Origin of the sequence: Paraburkholderia sp. BCC1876 (assembly GCF_902833695.1) — a bacterium.
GTDB lineage: Bacteria > Pseudomonadota > Gammaproteobacteria > Burkholderiales > Burkholderiaceae > Paraburkholderia.
In genome coordinates this window covers 490,139-509,807 of record NZ_CADFGI010000001.1, presented here as the reverse complement: position 1 = coordinate 509,807, position 19,669 = coordinate 490,139, and the positions used below count along the sequence as shown (strand labels likewise).

15 protein-coding genes are annotated in these 19,669 nt (G+C 64.2%); 11 read left to right on the top strand and 4 right to left on the bottom strand.

Features of this window, described 5'->3' with window-relative positions:
- The first annotated feature begins 173 nt into the window (after nucleotides 1-173).
- Entirely contained in the window at nucleotides 174-626 is a 453-nt protein-coding gene (locus HWY05_RS02125) for a PA2169 family four-helix-bundle protein (RefSeq protein WP_035557824.1), read from the top strand.
- Nucleotides 627-866: 240 nt separating this feature from the next.
- On the opposite strand, the gene ilvD is transcribed toward HWY05_RS02125, so the two are convergent.
- On the bottom strand, nucleotides 867-2,726 hold the full coding sequence (ilvD, locus tag HWY05_RS02120) for a dihydroxy-acid dehydratase (protein WP_035557822.1): 1,860 nt from the start codon (nucleotides 2,724-2,726) through the stop codon (nucleotides 867-869).
- A 359-nt stretch (nucleotides 2,727-3,085) separates the two neighbouring features.
- Nucleotides 3,086-3,424, bottom strand: coding sequence for a BON domain-containing protein (locus HWY05_RS02115; protein ID WP_035557819.1), 339 nt, complete (start codon nucleotides 3,422-3,424; stop codon nucleotides 3,086-3,088).
- Between the two features lie 525 nt (nucleotides 3,425-3,949).
- Here HWY05_RS02115 and HWY05_RS02110 point away from each other — a divergent pair.
- The 7 genes from HWY05_RS02110 (at nucleotide 3,950) to HWY05_RS02080 (ending at nucleotide 12,471) form a co-directional block, all read left to right on the top strand.
- A complete protein-coding gene (locus HWY05_RS02110) occupies nucleotides 3,950-5,443 on the top strand; it encodes an RNA polymerase factor sigma-54 (protein WP_035557816.1) in 1,494 nt (497 codons plus the stop codon).
- Nucleotides 5,444-5,632: 189 nt separating this feature from the next.
- Nucleotides 5,633-6,823 carry an aminotransferase class I/II-fold pyridoxal phosphate-dependent enzyme gene (locus tag HWY05_RS02105; protein WP_176057243.1) on the top strand — a complete coding sequence of 397 codons (1,191 nt, stop codon included), beginning with the start codon at nucleotides 5,633-5,635 and terminating at the stop codon, nucleotides 6,821-6,823.
- A gap of 97 nt (nucleotides 6,824-6,920) precedes the next feature.
- Complete coding sequence (locus HWY05_RS02100) at nucleotides 6,921-8,645, top strand: peptidase S10 (protein ID WP_244146522.1); 1,725 nt, start codon at nucleotides 6,921-6,923, stop codon at nucleotides 8,643-8,645.
- A 145-nt stretch (nucleotides 8,646-8,790) separates the two neighbouring features.
- Nucleotides 8,791-9,537, top strand: coding sequence for a FadR/GntR family transcriptional regulator (locus tag HWY05_RS02095; protein WP_176057241.1), 747 nt, complete (start codon nucleotides 8,791-8,793; stop codon nucleotides 9,535-9,537).
- Between the two features lie 228 nt (nucleotides 9,538-9,765).
- Nucleotides 9,766-10,509 carry a (Fe-S)-binding protein gene (locus HWY05_RS02090; protein ID WP_134964829.1) on the top strand — a complete coding sequence of 248 codons (744 nt, stop codon included), beginning with the start codon at nucleotides 9,766-9,768 and terminating at the stop codon, nucleotides 10,507-10,509.
- Nucleotides 10,506-11,897 (top strand): LUD domain-containing protein, encoded by a 1,392-nt coding sequence (locus HWY05_RS02085; protein WP_035557801.1) that lies wholly within the window; start codon nucleotides 10,506-10,508, stop codon nucleotides 11,895-11,897. The genes HWY05_RS02090 and HWY05_RS02085 overlap by 4 nt, the downstream gene beginning before the upstream one ends.
- Entirely contained in the window at nucleotides 11,884-12,471 is a 588-nt protein-coding gene (locus tag HWY05_RS02080) for an LUD domain-containing protein (RefSeq protein ID WP_035557798.1), read from the top strand. The genes HWY05_RS02085 and HWY05_RS02080 overlap by 14 nt, the downstream gene beginning before the upstream one ends.
- An 18-nt stretch (nucleotides 12,472-12,489) precedes the next feature.
- Here the strand turns inward: HWY05_RS02080 and HWY05_RS02075 are convergent, their stop codons facing one another.
- Nucleotides 12,490-12,873, bottom strand: coding sequence for a hypothetical protein (locus tag HWY05_RS02075; RefSeq protein WP_035557796.1), 384 nt, complete (start codon nucleotides 12,871-12,873; stop codon nucleotides 12,490-12,492).
- 108 nt (nucleotides 12,874-12,981) lie between these two features.
- The gene (locus tag HWY05_RS02070) at nucleotides 12,982-13,920 is read right to left on the bottom strand and encodes a helix-turn-helix domain-containing protein (RefSeq protein ID WP_176057240.1); all 939 of its coding nucleotides are present in this window, start codon (nucleotides 13,918-13,920) and stop codon (nucleotides 12,982-12,984) included.
- 134 nt (nucleotides 13,921-14,054) lie between these two features.
- Between HWY05_RS02070 and HWY05_RS02065 the strand changes: the two genes are divergently transcribed.
- From HWY05_RS02065 to HWY05_RS02055, 3 genes are all read left to right on the top strand, one after another.
- The gene (locus HWY05_RS02065) at nucleotides 14,055-15,470 is read left to right on the top strand and encodes a cytochrome P450 (protein ID WP_176057239.1); all 1,416 of its coding nucleotides are present in this window, start codon (nucleotides 14,055-14,057) and stop codon (nucleotides 15,468-15,470) included.
- 72 nt (nucleotides 15,471-15,542) lie between these two features.
- Nucleotides 15,543-17,324 (top strand): VRR-NUC domain-containing protein, encoded by a 1,782-nt coding sequence (locus HWY05_RS02060; RefSeq protein WP_176057238.1) that lies wholly within the window; start codon nucleotides 15,543-15,545, stop codon nucleotides 17,322-17,324.
- The gene (locus HWY05_RS02055) at nucleotides 17,321-19,606 is read left to right on the top strand and encodes an ATP-dependent DNA helicase (protein WP_176057237.1); all 2,286 of its coding nucleotides are present in this window, start codon (nucleotides 17,321-17,323) and stop codon (nucleotides 19,604-19,606) included. Before HWY05_RS02060 ends, HWY05_RS02055 begins: the two co-directional genes overlap by 4 nt.
- The last annotated feature ends 63 nt before the right edge of the window (nucleotides 19,607-19,669 follow it).

Below are 19,669 nucleotides of genomic sequence, written 5' to 3'. Positions count from 1 at the left end.
GTGGCTTGGCAAGAATGGCAGCGGCACAGAAGGCTCTTTCGCGCCGAATTCGCCTGATCTATCACCTTTGCCTGCCGGGCACGCGTCATGCGGATATCTCTACGAAGGCCGTCGGCGGGTCGCACTTGCCGGCTGACGGATTCGACGATCAACGAAACCCCTGGAGGTATTGCATGGCTACGAACGTTGTTTCCGTACTGAACGATCTGGTCGAAACGTCGAAGGACGGGGAGAAGGGCTTTCGCAAAGCGTCCGATGACGCGCACGACGCGCAGTTGAAGACGATGTTTCTATCGCGTGCCGAAGACTGCACGCGTGGCGCGCGTGAGTTGCAGGACGCCGTGCAGGCGTTGGGCGGCAAGCCCGACACGGGCGGCAGCATGAGCGGCGCGTTGCATCGCGGTTGGGTCGATCTGAAGTCGGCCGTCACGGACCGCAGCGACCACGACATTCTGGCCGACTGTGAAAAGGGCGAAGACGTCGCGAAGAAGCACTATCACGACGCGCTCGAAAAGGATTTGCCGGTGGACGTTCGCGCGATCGTCGAACGGCAGTATCAGGGCGTACTGCAGAACCATGACCGCGTGCGCGATCTGCGCGATCAGTATGCGGCGGCGAAGCGTTGATAGTGGGCGAATCTGCGGCCGCGTTGTTAGTGGCCGCATGAGGTCGTTGCTTGAGTAGGTTGGCGGCCTGGTGCTTGTAAAAGCGCCAGGCCGTTTCGCATTAAGCGTGGCGCTGCGCGATGCTCGCCACAGCGATCGCACTGCGCATCGCTGTGAACGTCGCAGTGAACATCGCGCCCATAAAAAAAGCCGCTCCACAGAGCGGCTTCAATACGAACGGGCACACGGGCCGCCGCGAGATCAGTCGTCCAGCAGCGACAGATCGCGCACTGCGCCCTTATCGGCCGACATCACCAGCTTGGCGTACGCCTTCAGCGCCGCGGACACTTTGCGCGGACGCGGATTCGCAGGCTTCCAGCCCTTCGCGTTCTGTTCTTCGCGACGGCGCGCGAGTTCCTCATCGGACACCAGTACGTTGATCGTGCGGTTCGGAATGTCGATGCGGATCTTGTCGCCGTTACGCACCAGGCCGATCGCGCCGCCGGCTGCCGCCTCAGGCGAGCAGTGGCCGATCGACAGGCCCGAGGTGCCGCCCGAGAAGCGGCCGTCGGTCAGCAGCGCGCAGGCTTTGCCCAGACCCTTCGACTTGATGTAGCTCGTCGGGTAGAGCATTTCCTGCATGCCGGGGCCGCCCTTGGGGCCTTCGTAGCGCACGATCACCACGTCGCCGGCCTTGACCTTGTCGTTGAGAATATCTTCGACCGCTTCGTCCTGCGACTCGGTCACATGGGCCGTGCCTTCGAACACGTGAATGCTCTCGTCGACGCCCGCGGTCTTCACGACGCAACCGTCGAGCGCGATGTTGCCGGTCAGCACGCCGAGGCCGCCTTCTTTCGAGAACGCGTGTTCGTACGAACGGATGCAACCTTCGGCGCGGTCCAGATCCAGGCTTGGCCAACGCGTGTTCTGGCTGAACGCGATCTGCGTCGGCACACCGGCGGGGCCTGCCATGTAGAAGGTGCGCACGGCCTCGTCTTGCGTACGGACGATATCCCACTGGTCCAGCGCATCTTTCAGCGTGGCGGTGTGGACCGTAGGCACGTCGGTGTGCAGCTTGCCGGCGCGGTCCAGTTCGCCCAGGATCGCCATGATGCCGCCCGCGCGATGCACGTCTTCGATGTGGTACTTGTTGGTGTTCGGCGCCACCTTGCACAACTGCGGCACGATACGCGACAGGCGGTCGATGTCGGTCATCGTGAAGTCGATCTCCGCTTCGCGGGCAATCGCCAGCAAGTGCAGGATCGTGTTGGTCGAACCGCCCATGGCGATGTCCAGCGTCATGGCGTTTTCGAACGCCTTGAAGCCCACCGCGCGCGGCAGGATCGACGCGTTTTCTTCTTCGTAATACTGGCGAGCCAGTTCCACCACCTGGCGGCCGGCGCGCTTGAACAACTGCTCGCGGTCCGCGTGGGTGGCCACCACCGTGCCGTTACCCGGCAGCGACAGACCGAGCGCTTCGGTCAGGCAGTTCATCGAATTGGCCGTGAACATGCCCGAGCACGAACCGCAGGTCGGGCAGGCGGAGCGCTCCACTTCGGCGACATCGGCGTCGGAATAGCTCGGGTCGGCGGCGATCACCATGGCGTCCACCAGGTCGAGCTTCTTGAACTCGATGGTGCCGGTCTTGGGATTCGCGAGGCGCGTCTTGCCGGCTTCCATCGGGCCGCCCGACACGAAGATCACCGGAATGTTGAGCCGCATGGCGGCCATCAGCATGCCCGGGGTGATCTTGTCGCAGTTCGAGATGCAGACCATGGCGTCGGCGCAGTGCGCATTGACCATGTATTCGACCGAGTCCGCGATGATGTCGCGGCTGGGCAGCGAATACAGCATGCCGTCGTGGCCCATGGCAATGCCGTCGTCGACGGCAATGGTGTTGAATTCTTTGGCGACGCCACCCGCGGCTTCGATTTCGCGCGCGACGAGCTGGCCCAGGTCTTTCAGATGCACGTGGCCGGGCACGAACTGCGTGAACGAATTGACGACCGCGATGATCGGCTTGGAAAAGTCTTCGTCTTTCATGCCGGTGGCGCGCCACAGCGAGCGCGCCCCTGCCATGTTGCGGCCGGCGGTGGAGGTTTTGGAACGGTATGCGGGCATGGTGGTGGTTGAAAAGTAACGCGGAAAGGGTAGCGGGCCACGGGAGTAAAGGCCCCTCACGCGCCCGTGCGAACAACCTTTTGAGCCGCGCTTCGGGCAAACTTTGTGATTATCCCATACCGGTCGAAGGCGTGCGGCTCAAGGGTTCCGGGCGAGCGGGACCAGGCGGAGCCAGGCGGGGCGAATGCGCCGGACGCACCTCACGCAGCGCGAACACACGGCAGAAGCGGCAAAAACTCCAGGAACGGCGCGGCAAAGAAAAAGCCGTTCGCGCAGGGCGAACGGCTTTGCTGTATTCCGCAGAGGCGCCGCGGGAAGGGACCGGTGCTGACCGGCCCCACCCGTCGGCTTGCCCGAGCTTATTCGGCGGCGATCTTCAGATGGTTCTTCACGCTCGACACACCCTTGACGGCTTCGACCACTTCGCCGGCCGCGGCCTTGTCGTCGGACGAAGGCACCGAACCCGTGAGCCACACCACGCCCTTGCGGGTCTTCACGTGGATATGGGTCGACTTGACGTTCTTGGCCGCGAGCAGATCGGCCTTGGCCTTGGTGGTGATGGAGCCGTCGTCAACGTGCTGACCGATGGTTTCCGACGCGGCCGACGGCGCCGAAGCGCTCGTTTGCGCCGTAGCGTTCAGTGCGAATGCGACACAAGCAATGCTACCTGCTGCCTTGAGAAATTGGATCGTCTTCATGGTTTCTCCTTCGGGTGTTGATGAAAATGGCGGTCTTGTTGCCTGCGAACGATCGCGGCCGAAGCCGCTGATGACTCGCGTGGGGTCGTTGCCGCTACGGTTCCGTCACGGCCCGTTATCGACACCGGACGAGGGTGCTTGCTGCGCTTCGCGGCGTTGCTGCCGTGCTGCGTTGCCGCGCTGACTGCCGCTGCAAAAACCCGCGTCCGTCCACATAGTGCTCATCCGCAAGGGGTGTGCCCGGCTGAGGGTCGAGTCGTCCCACGAACCCGCCAAGCCGTTACGGGGCGGACATTTCGCCTGAGGAATAGCGGGGAATAGCGGCGCGACGCGGCGCCAGGCGGCTTGCGCCGACGGGGTCCGGAATTTGCCGGGTGTTTGTAAAAAAGGCCGCGCGGCGCCTGCGCAATTGGCGGGCCTGAAAACGCAAACCATATAAAAAACAGTGTGTTGCGCGAGCTGGTACGACAGTTGCTCTATTGAGGTCACGAACCATCTTTCGGCTACTAACGGGACCTCACTACAATGCCTTCCATCGAACTTCGCACAAGGCAGTCTCTCGCACTCACGCCGCGTCTTCAGCAATCGGTGCGTCTGTTGCAGTTGTCGTCTCTCGAGTTTCAACAGGAGTTGCGCACGGCGCTCGACACCAACCCGTTCCTCGAGTACGACTCGTCGGAAACGGAAGACGTTGCGCTGGCAACCACTTCGTCGGGCGAAGACGCCGGCGCGTTGCCCTCGACCGATACCGTCGCGAGCGCCGAACCCGAGGCCATGCCCGCCGAAGCAGCCAGCGGCGACTCGATGGAAAGCTCGGGCCAGGACGACATGCCCGGCGATTTCGGCGGCGAGTTCTCGGGCGACTACGGCAGCCGTAGCTCGTCGCGTCAGAACGGCGATTCCGACAGCAGCGATCCCGCCGAATGGGCGCGTTCGCAACCTACGTTGCGCGAGCAACTGCACGATTCGCTGCGCCTGTATCGCCTCGACGATCGCGATCGCGCGGTGGCCCGTTTCATTATCGAAGCGCTCGACGACGACGGCTATCTGCGCCAGGACCTCGCGGATCTCGCCGACAGCGTCGATCTCGAACCGGAGCTGACCGAAGACGAATTGCTGGTGGCGCTGCGTCTCGTGCAATCGCTCGACCGTCCGGGTTTGGGCGCGCGTTCGCTGTCGGAGTGTCTGTCGCTGCAGGTGAATGCGTTGCCCGCCGACACGCCGGGACGTGATGTCGCACGACAGATCGTCGATCATCATCTGGAACGTCTCGCGCGGCGCGAGCAGGCCGAATTGCAGAAGCAGATCGGCTGCAGCGCGGATGAATTGCGCGTGGCCTGCGCGCTGGTGCGCAAGCTCGACCCGAAGCCGGGCAATTGCTACGGCCGTACCGAAGACAACTACGTGGTGCCGGACGTGATCGTGCGTCAGGTGCGCAACAAGTGGGCGGTGGCGATCAATCCGGCGGTGCAACCGCGTGCCCGCATTCACCGCATGTATGCGGAGCTGTTCGCGCAGTCGGCCGGCGCCAGCCGTTCGCCGCTCGCGCAGCAGTTGCAGGAAGCGCGCTGGCTGATCCGTAACGCGCAGCAGCGTTTCGACACGATTCAGCGCGTGGCCGAATGCATCGTCGCGCATCAGAAAGCGTTCTTCCAGTATGGTGAAATCGCGCTCAAGCCGATGGTGCTGCGCGATGTGGCCGACGAACTCGGTCTGCACGAGTCCACGATTTCGCGGGCCACGGGCAACAAATATATGGCCACGCCGCGCGGCATTTTCGAATTCAAGCATTTCTTCCCGCGCGAGTTGGGCACGGAAAGCGGTGGAACCTGTTCGGCTGCCGCGGTGCGGGCGCTGCTCAAGGAAATGATCGCAGCGGAAAACGCGCGCGATCCGCTGTCGGACGTCTCGCTTGCGAAGATGCTCGCCGATCAGGGCGTGCTGGTGGCGCGTCGTACGGTGGCGAAGTACCGGCATCTGATGAAGGTGCCGCCGGCGGAATTGCGTCGGCAGATGTGAGCGTCGGCGTCGCTGCCGGCGTCGTCACCAGGCGGCGCATGCTTGCCGCGAAAAGGCTGCGCTGAACCGATGTCAAAAGTCAAAAGAAGCGCCACGCGAACTGTCCGTTCGCGTGGCGCTTTTTCGTATCTGGACGTTTAGTGTTTGCCCCATTACATTGGCGGGTCCAGTAAAAACGGGGTGAACGCAATGAAGTACTCGAATCTGGTGGAGCGCCTGCAGGGCAGACGCACGTCGGCGTGGGAAATTCATCGCGCCGCGCAACAGGCGCAGGCCAGCGGCGAAGATGTCATCGTGCTGAGCGTGGGCGACCCCGATTTCGCAACGCCCGCGCCAATTGTCGAGCGCGCCGTCGAGGCATTGCGCGGCGGCGACACGCACTACAGCGCGGTGTCGGGCCGCGAACCCGTGCGCGTGGCGATCGCCGAAGAGCACATGCGCATGACCGGCTGCGCCACCCGCGCGGCCAACGTGATCCTGACCGCCGGCGCGCAGAATGGCGTGTTCGCCGCGTCGCTGTGCCTGCTGCAAGCCGGCGACGAAGTGATCGTCCCCGAACCGATGTATCTGACCTACGAGGCCTGCGTGCGCGCGGCGGGCGCCACGCTGGTGGCCGTGCCGGTCGACGCCGCGCGCGCCTTTCATATCGACTGCGACGTGCTCGAAGCCGCGATCACGCCGCGCACCCGGGCCATTTTCTTTGCGACGCCGTGCAATCCCACCGGCGTGGTGATGCCGCGTGCCGATCTGGAACGCATCGCACGGCTCGCTTGCGAGCATGATCTGTGGGTGCTGTCCGACGAGGTGTATGCAGAGCTCACGTTCGAACGCGAGCATGTGAGCATCGGGGCGTTGCCCGGCATGGCGGAGCGCACGGTGACGCTCGGCAGTCTGTCGAAATCGCATGCCATGGCGGGCTGGCGCGTCGGCTGGGCGATTGGCCCGACGGAGTTGATCGAGCATTGGGGGCGGCTCGCGCTCGCCATGCTCTATGGTTTGCCGGGCTTTATCCAGGAGGCCGCGTTGACGGCGTTGCAGCATAAGGCGCAGATCGCCGCTGAAATGCGCGAGATCTATCGGCGTCGCCGCGACGTGGTGTTCGAGCGCCTGCATCGCGTGCCGGGTTTGCGCTGTCTGCTGCCCGAAGCGGGCATGTTCATGATGGTCGACGTGAGCGGCACCGGCCTCGATACGGTCGATTTCACGTGGCAACTGTTTCGTGCGAAAGGCGTGTCGCTGCTCGACGCGAGCGCGTTCGGCGATACCGCGAATGGCTTCGTGCGGCTCGGTTTCGTGGTCGATGAAGCGCAACTGATCGACGCGTGCGAGCGGATCGCGGCGTTTGTCGGCGGATTGAAGGCGGCGCGGGTATCGGCGTAGATCGGCGTAGATCGACGACTGGCGATTCTTCATCGGGGACATCATGGGCGTTCGTTTTGATTGTTCGTTGCGGGGGTCAGGAGCGGCGCGGTCAATGATGTCCGCTCGCGTGGCGGCGGTGGTTTTTACCGCGATGATCGCATTCGGTCAGCCATGCGCGGCAGCCGAAACCGATGTTGGGCCCGATTCGCCCACGAGCATGAGTCCTGGCACGAGCACGAACGCCGCAACAGCCGCTTCGGGGTCAAGCGTGCCGTCGGCGCAGGCGCCTGCGTCCAGCCGGCACATCGATGCAAATAGCCCGCCACGCAACGACGCGCCGCAACGTTTGTCCGCCGCCACGCGCAGCGGCACACCCAACGCTTCTTCGCGCGATACGACGAAGCCCGAAGCCGCCGCGATCCCCGTGCCGCCGGAAACCGCTGCGGTCACCCAGCACACGATCCGCCTCGACGGCCGCAAGCTCGACTACACCGCGACCGCCGGCAATCTGCTGCTGCGCGACAAAAGCGGCCAGGCCAACGCGAGCGTTTTTTACGTGGCGTACACGGTAGCCAGCAAACCGCCCGGCACGCGCCCGGTCACATTCCTGTTCAACGGCGGCCCAGGCGCCGGCAGCGTGTTCCTGATGATGGGCTCGTTCGGACCGAAGCGGGCGCACACGGCGAGCCCCGCGATCACGCCGCCCGCGCCGTACGTACTCGACGACAACCCCGACAGCCTGCTCGCCAGCACCGACCTGGTCTTTATCGACGCCGTCGGCGCCGGCTTTTCGCGAGTCGTCGGGCACGGCACGGGCAAGGACTTCTGGGGCGTCGACAAGGATCTCGACGCGTTCTCGCAATTCATCGACCGTTATCTGACGGTGAACCAGCGCTGGAATTCGCCGAAGTATCTACTCGGCGAGTCGTACGGCACCGCGCGCGCCGCGATGCTGGCGTATCGCTTGGGCCAGGACAATATCGGGCTCAACGGCGTGATCCTGATGTCGTCGGTGCTCGATTCCGCTGACTTTTCACCGGGCTCCGATTTCCAGAGCGAAAGCTATCTGCCGAGCTTCGCCGCGATTGCGTGGTATCACGACAAGATCGTGCCGAAGCCGGCCAGCCTGCCGGCATTTCTCGACGAGGCCCGCGCGTTCGCTCGCGGACCGTACGCGCAAGCACTGGCTCAGGGCGACGCGCTGCCCGACGCCGAACGCGATGCGATCGCGGCACGCGTTGCACAGTTCACCGGACTCGACGTCGGCTATGTGAAGCGCAGCCGGTTGCGCCTGTATCCGTCGCGTTTTCGCAGTGAACTGCTGCGCGATCAGGGGCGCAGCGTCGGCCGTTACGACGCGCGTTTCGAAGGGCTCGAATTCGACGGCGTGTCCGAGCGCCCGGATTACGACGCGTCGGTGACCAGCGTGTCGAGCGCGTTCGACGCCGCGTTGCACCAGCACCTCGCGCAAGACCTGCATTTCACGCCGACCGACCGTTACCGCGTTTTCAACGACGAAGCGTTGACGCAATGGGACTGGAAGCATCGCGAATGGTGGGGCGAACATTTGCCGGTGCCGTACGCGGCGGGCGATCTGGCCGAGGCGATGCGGCAGAATCCGCAATTGCGCGTGATGTCGCTGAACGGCTATTTCGATCTCGCCACGCCGTTCTACGCGACCGAATACGCGCTCGCGCATCTCGGCGTGGACGCGCCGCTGCGCGCCAACGTGCGGCTCGCCTACTATCCGACCGGCCACATGATCTATCTCGACGACGCGGCGTTGCATGCGCTCAAGCGCGATCTGACGAGCTTTTATGCGGGGGCGGCGGCGCATTAGGCCTTCAAGGCGGGATCGGCGCGAACCGTGGACCGGTATAATTCAATGCTTCGACGCACTCGCATCAGGCCTCGCTCGCGCGGCGGCCGAGTGCGTTGAATCCCGCCTCATCAACCCGGCTCTCACCACTGTTCCAGCGCTGCCCATGCCATTTCGCCCGATCCAGTCTTTCACGCGCAAACGGCTTTCCGACGTGGTGTCCGACCAGATCAAGCAACTGATCTCGGACGGCACGCTGATGCCCGGCGACCGCTTGCCGGCCGAACGCGATCTGGCCACGCAACTCGGCGTATCGCGGCCTTCGCTGCGCGAAGCGCTGATCCGGCTCGAAGCGGACGGTTACATCGAAACCTCGGGGCGGGGCGGCTTCACGGTGGTCGACGTCACCGCGCCGATCATCTCCAAGCCGCTGGCCGAACTGCTTACGCAGAATCCGCGCACCAGCGCCGATATTCTGGAATTGCGCCAGGGGCTCGAAGCGATTTCCACGGTGTATGCGGCGGAGCGTGCCACGGCCGCCGATCAGCAAAAGATCACCCACGCGTTCGAGGCATTGAAGGCCGGTTCGCAGTCGCAAGACCGCGTGAACCTCGCGGAACTGGACGCCGCGTTTCATCTCGCGATCGCGGATTCCACGCACAACATCGCGCTGGCGCATGTGATGCACGGCATCCATACGCTGATTCGCGAGGGCATGCGCCAGTACCATCGGCTGATCGATTATGACGACGCGATGGAAAAGCAGTTGATGACCCAGCATCAGGCGATCTACGACGCCGTGATGACGCGCGACGCGCAAAAAGCACGCAGGGCGGCCGAGCGTCATTTGACTTTTGTCCGCGAAATCTACAAGGACGACGCCGCGAATCCCGCGGCGAATGTCGTTTCGTAATCGCCGTTGACGTAAGGCGACCACGCCTTACGCGCTGAGAGCGCGCGCTGCCTCACCCCATCCAGGCCCATTCGCGGATTGACACCGCCCGGCGACTTCCCTATATTTCTTGGTCAGACCAACATTACCACGCTGACCGATTGGGCAAAACCCGCGGTCCGGCTCATCGGCATGATTCCGCAGTAAAGTAGGTGAATCGTCGGCTGCCGATTTTCTTTCAAAAAGCTTATGAAAGTCGCTCTGTTTATCCCGTGCTTTATCGACGCGTTCTATCCCGAAGTGGGCATCGCCACGCTCGAATTGCTCGAACGCTTTGGCATCGAGGTCGACTATCCGCAGGAGCAGACCTGCTGCGGGCAGCCCATGGCCAACAGCGGCGCGCATGCCGACGCGGCCGGCGCCGAACGCGTGTTCGCGCGCAACTTCGCGGGTTACGACTACATCGTCGGGCCGTCGGCGAGCTGCATCCACCATGTGCGCGAACATCTGACCGCGCTCGAACAGACCGACGAAGTGAAACAGGTCCGCGCCAACGCGTATGAACTCGTCGAGTTTCTGCACGACGTGGTCGGCGCGCGCGAGTTTCCGTGGGCCGAATTTCCGCATCGCGTGGGTTTGCACAATAGCTGCAGCGCGTTGCGGCATCTGAAAGAAGCGTCCATTTCCGAAGTGTCGGGCACGCCGTTTTCGAAGCCGCGCACGCTGCTGGAAGGCGTGAAGGGAATCGAGTTCGTCAAGCCGGCGCGGCCTGACGAATGCTGCGGTTTCGGCGGCACGTTCTCGGTGACCGAGGAACCGGTGTCGGTGCGCATGGGACAGGACAAGGTTCGCGATCATCTGCAGGCGGGCGCCGAATACATCGTTTCGGGCGACATGTCGTGCCTGATGCATCAGCAAGGCTGCGCGGAGCGCATGAAGGCCGAGGCGCGCTTCATCCACATCGCGCAGGTGCTCAACGGAGCGCGCACATGAGCCGCATCGATCACGCGAAAGCCGCCGGCGCTTTCATCAAGAAGACCGAGCACGTGGCGTTTCACGACAAGCGGTTGTGGGATTTGCGTGAGAAGCGCGACGCGCAGGCGCACGGCATTGCCGAATGGGAGACGATGCGCGAGCTGGCGTCGGGCATCAAGGAACACACGCTGTCGCATCTGTCCGGATATCTGGAGCAGTTCGCTGCCACAGCCGAGGCGAACGGCGTGACCGTACATTGGGCGTCGACGGCCGAAGAACACAACGCGCTGGTGCACCAGATCATGTCCGAGCGCGGCATGACCACGCTCGTCAAAAGCAAGTCGATGCTCACCGACGAATGCAAGATGCGCGAGTATCTGGAACCGCGCGGCATCACGGTGATGGAAACGGACCTGGGCGAGCGCATCCAGCAGCTCGATCATCAGGACCCGAGTCATATGGTGGTGCCGGCGGTGCACAAGCTGCGCGCCGACGTTGCCGAACTGTTCGGCCGCACTATCGGCACCGATCCGAAGAACAGCGACATCCACTATCTCGCGGAGAGCCAGCGGATGAACACGCGGCCGTACTTCGTGCGCGAAAAAACGGCGGGCATGACCGGCTGCAATTTCGCGGTGGCGGAAACGGGCACCGTGGTGGTGTGTACGAACGAAGGCAATGCGGATCTCTCGGCGAACGTGCCGCCGCTGCATATCGCGTCGATCGGGATCGAAAAGCTGATTCCGAAAGTGGCCGATCTCGGCGTGTTTATCCGCATGCTGTCGCGCAGCGCGCTGGGTTCGCCGATCACGCAGTACACGTCGCATTTCCGCGCGCCGCGTCCGGGCACGGAGATGCATTTCATCCTCGTCGATCACGGCCGTTCGGAACGGCTCGCGATGGAAGATTTCTGGTACTCGCTCAAGTGCATTCGCTGCGGCGCCTGCATGAACACCTGTCCGGTGTACCGGCGCAGCGGCGGGCTCTCTTATGGCGGCACGTACTCGGGGCCGATCGGCGCGATTATCAATCCCACCTACGATCTGAAGCGCTATAGCGCGTTGCCGTTCGCGTCGACGTTGAACGGCAGTTGCACGAACGTGTGTCCGGTGAAGATCAATATTCACGAGCAGATTTACAAGTGGCGCACGGTGATCGCCGAGCATCATGAAGTGCCGTTCGTGAAGCAGGAAGTGCTGAAAATGGCGGGGCGCTTGCTCGCGAGTCCGACCTTGTATCGCGCGACGGTGTCGTCGATGGGTAGCGCGTTGCGCGGGCTGCCGAATTTCATGTTGTACAACCCGCTGAATATCTGGGGCAAGCAACGGGAGTTGCCGGAGGCGCCTAAGCTGACCTTCCACGCCTGGTACAAGAAGAATCGTGGAGTTAAAGATGGCAACGCGTGAGGCGTTTCTGGAGAAAGTGCGGCAAGCGCAACCGGCTGCGCGGCCACGGCCCGACGTGCCGTTGTTCGACGCGGTGGGCGGCGATCTGCGTGCGCGTTTTACGGCTGCGTTACAGGCAATGGGCGGGACTTGCGTCGAAGTTGCCTCGGCGGCCGACGTGAGCGCGCTGATCCGCGAGCGCTTCGGCGACGCGGCGTCGGTGGCGTCGGCTACGCCGGAAGTCGCGGGCACTCGTGCGCTGACAGCGGATACCGAACCGGCGTCGTTGCAGGATATCGATGTCGGTGTGGTGCGAGCGCGCTTCGGTGTCGCCGAAACCGGCTCGGTGTGGTTCAGCGAACGTGAGTATGTGGTCAACGCGCTGGGCTACATCGTGCAGCATCTGATCGTGTTGCTCGACCCGGCCGAGTTGATGGACGGCTTGCAGGACGTCTACCGGCGCGACGATTTCCGCGGCGCGCGTTATGCGGCGCTGGTCACCGGACCGTCGGCGACGGCGGATATCGAAGGCGTGCTGATTCGCGGCGCGCAAGGGGTGCGCTCGCTGATGGTGGTGTGGGTGGCCGCGCGATAGCACACGGCAAACGCGTAGTCAGGCATCCGGCAACGTGGACTTCTTTCTGCTGCGACGCGGTTTCGGCTCGACGCCGATTCGCGGATCGCGCGCGAGTACCAGCGCGGTCATGCTGTCGGCGACGGCTTCGAATGCCGGGTCGTCCTGCGCGATATAAAGCCATTTCCCCAGCACCGGATGCGGTTGCAAAGCGGGAAACTCTTCGATCAACGCCGCGTGACGATCGTGCGATGTGCAGATCAGCAGGCCATTCCATGGCCTGGTGCGATCGGCGGCGATCAGACACAGCAGGCCGTCGAGATACGCGGCGTCGCTGCCGAACATCCGCTTGGTGATGTAGGTCGGATCGCGCTCGAATGCATCGAAAATCCAGACCAGCGAGTTGCGAACGGAAGAGGGCATGGCAGTGAGTTCCCTGTCGATGAGTCCGGTGCGTATTTCAAGTCACAACAGTATCGGTATTGCTGGCGGACCGCGCAAACCGGCCCAAGCGGCCTCGGTTCACTCCTCTCAAACCCACAACCGGTACAGCCAGAACGATTCATCCTCGGCAAAACGCTGCGCGAATTCGCCCGGCGAAAAACCGGTGATGCGTTTGGCCGTGCGGCTCAAATGAGCCTGATCGGCGAAACCTTCGTCGAAGGCCACTGCGGCCCAATCGACAGATTCGCCCGCGTCGTAGCGGTCCCGCGCGTTGAAGAAGACGCCTTCGGTTTTGACGAGCCATTGCCATTCACGCAGCGACCGTCCGCTATGCGCCTTGATCCGGCGTTCGACCTGACGCGCGCTGTGCGTATTGCGCCATTCATGCGCCTGCAGACCGAGACGTTCGACCCAATGACGGCCGATCTGCCGCAACGACGGCGTGGCCGACGCGCGGCCCTGCAACGCTTGCCAGCGCGCGGCCAGATGTTGCTGCAAGGCGGCGAACGTGGCCGCATCGTCGGGGGCGTCGAGCAGCGCTTGCAGTAGCGGCTGCCAGACCTCGCCGAGCACCGTTTGCGCGGGGACGAAGCGGTCCTGCACGGCTGCCGGATCGAGCCCGAACAGCGACCGCGCGGTATCCGCCGTGAAGCAGATCATGCAGCCACGGCCACCCGTAGGCGACCAGCTGACGGTTGGCTGGGACTGGCTGCCCGACAGCATCACGGACGCACTGAATGGCTGCCAGCGCGGCCCGTCGGGAGTGCGGTCCACGAGTCCGCCGTTCATGTGCTGAAACGCCGACAGACTCACCAGCGGCGACGCCGGAAAATGCGTCAGACGTTGCGCGTCGTTCAGTGCCAGACCGCGCGTGTCGCGAATGATCACCGCGACGATCGCGCCTTGCAATACGGCGGGCGCAAGATGAATCCGCCCATGCGCGGCGTCGCTCTCACGGGAGAGTCGCGTGGCGCGCGCGAGCGGATCGGGGCAGGACGCCTGTTGCGGAAGCAAGTCGAGTGTCATGGCGGCAGAGTTTAAGTAAAACCGGTGCGGGTGTCAGCAAGCTTCGAGCGTCACGGCGGAGCATTGATGCCGACAACGGCACGATGTCGTTTGCGTTCAAGACGAGGGCGGCGCGCTGGCCAACAATGCGCGACATGACCACCTCACCTTCCTCCCAGTGCCCCTTCCACGCGGATGAGCCGCCTCCGCCTGTCCCTCACGCTGCCGGCGTCTGGCCGCCCGGGCCGTCCGTCGGCCTGACCGGCTGGGGCGCGTTGAGACGCATGTCGCACGATCTGCTGGCGACGGTGGCCGAGTGGCAGCAAGCTTTCGGCGACGTCGTCTATCTGCGGATCTGGCCGGAGCATCAGCTTGTCGTCAGCGATCCGCAGTTAGTGCGTGAGCTGCTGGTCAATCGCCATGACGAGTTGATCCGCTGGGAGCACGGCATGCGCGTGTTCGGCGAAGTGCACGGACACAGTGTGCTGATCGCCGAGGGCGATGCGTGGAAAGACAAGCGGCACACGTTGCAGCCTGGGTTCTCGCGGGCATCGGTGCATGCGTTCGTGCCGACCATGGTCGCGGCGGCCGGCGCGGCGTTCGCGGGTTGGCCGCAGAAGGAGGAGGCGTGGCCGATCGAGAGCGCGATCACGTCGCTGGCCATGGACGTGATCATGCGGATGATGTTCTCGAGCGAGATCGGCAGCGATGCGCGCATGGCCGAGCAAGCCGCGCATACGTTGATCGTGTCGACTTATACCGGCCTCTACTGGCCGATGAGCTCACCGCGCTGGGTGCCGTGGAAGCGTGCCACGCGGCGGGCGCAGGCGATGCTGGACGGCTTGATCGAACGTCATCTGCAAACGAGATTGCGGCTGGCGCGCAACGCGTGGCCGGACGATCTGCTGTCGCGTCTGCTGAAGCTGCATCTGTCCGACCCCGCGGCATGGCCGCTGCAGGCCGTCCACGACGAGTGCATGACGACCTTCCTCGCGGGCCATGACACCAGCGCCGCTACGCTGATCTGGTGGGCATGGTGCATGGCCGCCAATCCGGCCGCGCAGACGGCCGCGCGCGACGAAGTCCGGCGGGTGCTGCAAGGCGCCGAACCCGACGCGGACGCGTTGGCGTCCTTGCCGTATCTGACGCAGACGTTGCAGGAGACGTTGCGGCTTTACCCGGCCGTGCCGGTGCTCAGCAGCCGCCGGTCGACACAGCCGTTCACGCTGGGCCCCTGGCAATTGCCCGCCGGGACGATGTTCATGGTGCCGGTGCAATTGATGCATCACGACCCGCGCTGGTTTCCCGAGCCGATGACGTTTCGGCCCGAGCGCTTCTCTTCGGACGCGCCGAAGTTGCCGCGCGGCGCGTATATGCCGTTCGGCGCCGGGCCGCGTGTGTGCCTCGGACAGCACCTGGCGATGACCGAGCTGACCGTGATCGCGGCCATGCTATTGCAGCGCTTCGAGCTGAGCGTGCCGCACGGGATGAAAGCGCCGCGGCCCGTGCTGAATGTGTCGCTCAGGCCCGAAGCGCCGCTGCGCTTGCGGCTCGGGCAGATCGCCGGCTAACACGAAGGTAGTGAAACCGCCGTGGACTTTGCTATGATCACTGTATAAACATACAGGTATCGTGAAAGCACCTTGGCAACCGGCGCCCGGTCAGATCTGCGGTCTGACGTCCCTTACTATCTGCTGAACTTCGAGCGTGCGCTGGCGTGGCTGGCCGAGCGCTACGACGACCTGCTCGACACCGAGGAACAGGCGTTTCTGCGCGCTTTCGCGGGCTTGCCGCAGGCGTCGCGCGCGCTGCTGGTGCGCATGCTGATGCGCCAGGGCACGCTGTTCCGCGCGAGCCGGCTCACTTACGACGAGGTCGGCTGCCCGTTGCTCGCGGCCGCGCCGATGACGGCGCTCGGCTGGATCGATACCGAACCCGGTCTCACGCTTGAGAACCTGTTCGCGCTGACTACGCGGCCGGCGCTGCTGGAGATTTTTGCGGAGGCGATTGCGCTGATTCCTGGCGCGAGGGCGTTGCGTAAGGCCGATCTGCTGGAAACGTTGCGGCCGTTTTATGAGGGTGAGGGCGGTAGCGGCCTTGAAGGCGACGCTGAAAACCCGACCGAACGTCCCCTTTCCTCGTGGCACGGCGCCACGTCCGATCGCATTCTCCACGTCGCGATCGCGCCGCTCTGCGAGCGTCTGCGGCTGATGTTCTTCGGCAATTTGCAGCAGGACTGGTCGGAGTTCGTGCTCGCCGATCTCGGCGTGTTCCAGTATGAAACGGTGCCGTTCGCGCCGTCGTCGCGCGCATTCCAGCAGCGGGCCGACGTCGATGTCTATCTCGCGCTGCATGCGTGCCGTGAAGCGCTGGACTGGCTGCCGGACGACGACGCGGAGCCGGCGGCAATCGACACGCTGGTCGCTACCATCCGCGAGATTGCAACGTCGAACGCGTGGCTCGAAACGCGTCGCGCGAAACTGCTGTTCCGGATCGGACAGCATTGCGAACGCCGGCAGAACTGGGCCGCCGCGCTCCCCGTTTACGCGGCTTGCGCATGGCCCGGCGCGCGTCATCGGCGCGTGCGCGTGCTTGAACGCAGTGAGCGTTTCGGCGAAGCGTTCGCGCTGGCCGGCGAGGCCTGCGCCGCGCCGGAAAGCGAAGAAGAAGCGCAGCGTGTCGCGCGGATGATGCCGCGTCTGCGGCGCAAGCTCGGCGAGCCGATGGTTCGCGTGGCGGCGGCGCGTCCGGTGGAGCGCAGCACGCTGGTGTTGCCTAAACCTGAAGATGCGCTACCGGTCGAATACGTCACGCGCGACCATCTCACCTGCGAAACCGCGCCGGTGCATTACGTCGAGAACGCGCTGATCAATTCGCTATTCGGCTTGCTGTGTTGGGAACCGGTATTCGCCGCGTTGCCCGGCGCGTTTTTTCATCCGTTCCAGCGCGGTCCGGCCGATCTGCATGCGCCGGATTTTCAGGCGCGTCGCGCGGCGCAATTCGCGGCGTGTCTCGCGCAACTCGACAGCGACGCTTATCGCGAGACGATTTTGCGGCATCTGCAGAGCAAGGCGGGTTTGCAATCGCCGTTCGTGTTCTGGGGAATGCTGACGCCGGAACTGGTTGCGCTCGCACTCGACTGTCTGCCGGCCGCGCATCTGAAGCTGTGGTTCGAGCGGTTGTTGCACGATATTCGAAGCAATCGCTCGGGGTTGCCGGATCTGATCCGTTTCTGGCCAGCCGAACGTCGCTATGAGTTGATCGAAGTGAAAGGACCGGGCGACCGTTTGCAAGACAACCAGATTCGCTGGCTCGCGTACTGCGTGGAGCACGGCATGCCGGTGCGCGTGGTCGACGTGCGCTGGGTGGGGGATGACGCCAACGCCGCCGCCCTCAGCATCCACGCTACCGAGTCGCCCCCATGACCTACGTCGTCGCCGTGCGGGCCATGTGTGAATTCACCGCGAAGCGCGGCGATCTGGATCTGCGCTTTACGCCCGCGCCGACATCGCTCGAAGGTATGGCGGGCCACGTCGCGGTGGCCGGCCGTCGCGCGAGCGGCTACGAAACCGAAATCACGCTGACCGGCACGCATCGCGGCCTGACCGTGCGCGGCCGTGCCGACGGTTTCTATCGGCTGGCGAACCGGCTCGAAGAGATCAAGACGTATCGCGGCGACCTCACGCGCATGCCCGACAATCACCGCACGCTGCACTGGGCGCAGGCGCGCGTTTATGGGCATCTGCTGTGTCGCACGCGCGGGCTTGCCGGGTTGACGGTTGCGCTGGTGTACTTCGACATCGGCACCCAGAAAGAGACGGTGCTGGAGGAGTTTCATACCGCGCGCGATCTGGAGATTTTCTTCGTCGAACAATGCGAGCGCTTTCTCGATTGGGCCGTGCAGGAAGAAGCGCATCGCGCCGCGCGCAATGCCGCGCTCGGCGCGCTGCAGTTTCCGCACGGGCAATTTCGCAGCGGGCAGCGCGAGCTGGCGGTGTCGGTCTATCGCGCGGCGCGCGACGCCAAGCCGTTGATGGCGCAAGCGCCCACCGGCATCGGCAAGACGCTTGCGACCATTTTTCCGCTGCTGAAGGCGTGCGCGGCGGATCAGATCGAGCGCATCTTTTTCCTCACCGCGAAAACGCCGGGCCGCGCGCTCGCGCTCGACGCAATCGACACGCTTCACCGCAGCACTGCGGCGGCCGGCTCGGCCAGTTCAGCGCTACCCTTGCGAACCCTCGAACTGGTCGCGCGCGACAAAGCCTGCGAGCATCCCGACAAAGCCTGCAACGGCGAGTCGTGCCCACTCGCGCTCGGCTTCTACGACCGGCTCGACGCGGCGCGCAGCGCGGCGCTGGCCGGCCCGAAGCTCGATCGCGCGACGGTGCGTGACGTCGCGCTCGCGCACGAGGTCTGTCCGTACTATCTGGCGCAGGAGCTGGCGCGCTGGGCTGACGTGGTGGTCGGCGACTACAACTACTACTACGACAGCAGCGCGATGTTGTACGCGCTCACGCAGATCAATCAGTGGCGCGTCGGCGTGCTGGTGGACGAGGCCCACAATCTGCTCGACCGCGCGCGCCGCATGTACAGCGCGTCGCTCGATCAGGCGGCGCTGCGGCTCGCGCGCAAAACCGCGCCGGCCACGTTGCGCAAACCGCTCGAGCGCTTGCAGCGCGAGTGGAACGCGCTCAAACGTGCGCAGAGCGAAACGTACCAGGTGTACGACGACGTTCCCAGCAAACTGCTGTTCGCCGCGCAAAAGCTGATCGGCGAAGTGACCGATCAACTCGCCGACGCGCCGCTTTCCATCGACGAAGCCTCGCTGCGGTTTTTCTTCGACGCCATGCATTTCGTCGCGCTGGCCGAGCAGTTCGGCGAGCATTCGATTTTCGACATCACGCTCAGCGCCGATCGTTTCGCACCGCGCGATAAAACCGCCGCCACGCTGTGCGTGCGCAACGTGATTCCCGCGCCGTTTCTTGCGCCGCGCTACGCCGCCGCACGCACGACCGTGATGTTCTCCGGCACGCTGAATCCGTATCACTTCTATCGCGATACGCTGGGCTTGCCCGAGTCGACGTCATGGCTCGATGTCGAGGGACCGTTTCGCGCGGAGCAATTGCAGGTGCGCGTGGCCGGCAACGTGTCGACGCGCTGGCGCGACCGCGAGCGTTCGCTGATGCCGATCGTCGATCTGATCGCGCGGCAGTACGCGGCGCAACCGGGTAATTATCTGGGTTTTCTGAGCAGCTTCGACTATCTGCAACGTGTGGTCGAGCTGATGCGCGAACGGCATCCCGACGTGCCGGTCTGGGCTCAGGAACCCGGCATGGACGAAGCCGCGCGCGACGCGTTCCTCGCGCGCTTTCGCACGCATCACCAGGGCGTCGGCTTCGCGGTGCTGGGCGGCGCGTTTTCCGAAGGTGTCGATCTGGTCGGCCAGCAGTTGATCGGCGCGTTTATCGCGACGCTCGGCTTGCCGCAAATCAACGACGTCAACGAGCAGATGCGCCGCACGATGGACGCGAAGTTCGGCAGCGGCTACGACTACATGTATCTGTATCCGGGCTTGCAGAAGGTGGTGCAGGCGGCGGGTCGCGTGATTCGCACGGAGCAGGATCAGGGCGTGGTGCATCTGATCGACGACCGCTACCGGCGAGCGGAGGTGCGGCGCTTACTGCCGCGCTGGTGGCAGGTGGATTGAGCCCGCGACGCGATAACACCGGAGCCGCCCCGCAAACGCATCCTGAAGCCGATTTCTTTACCT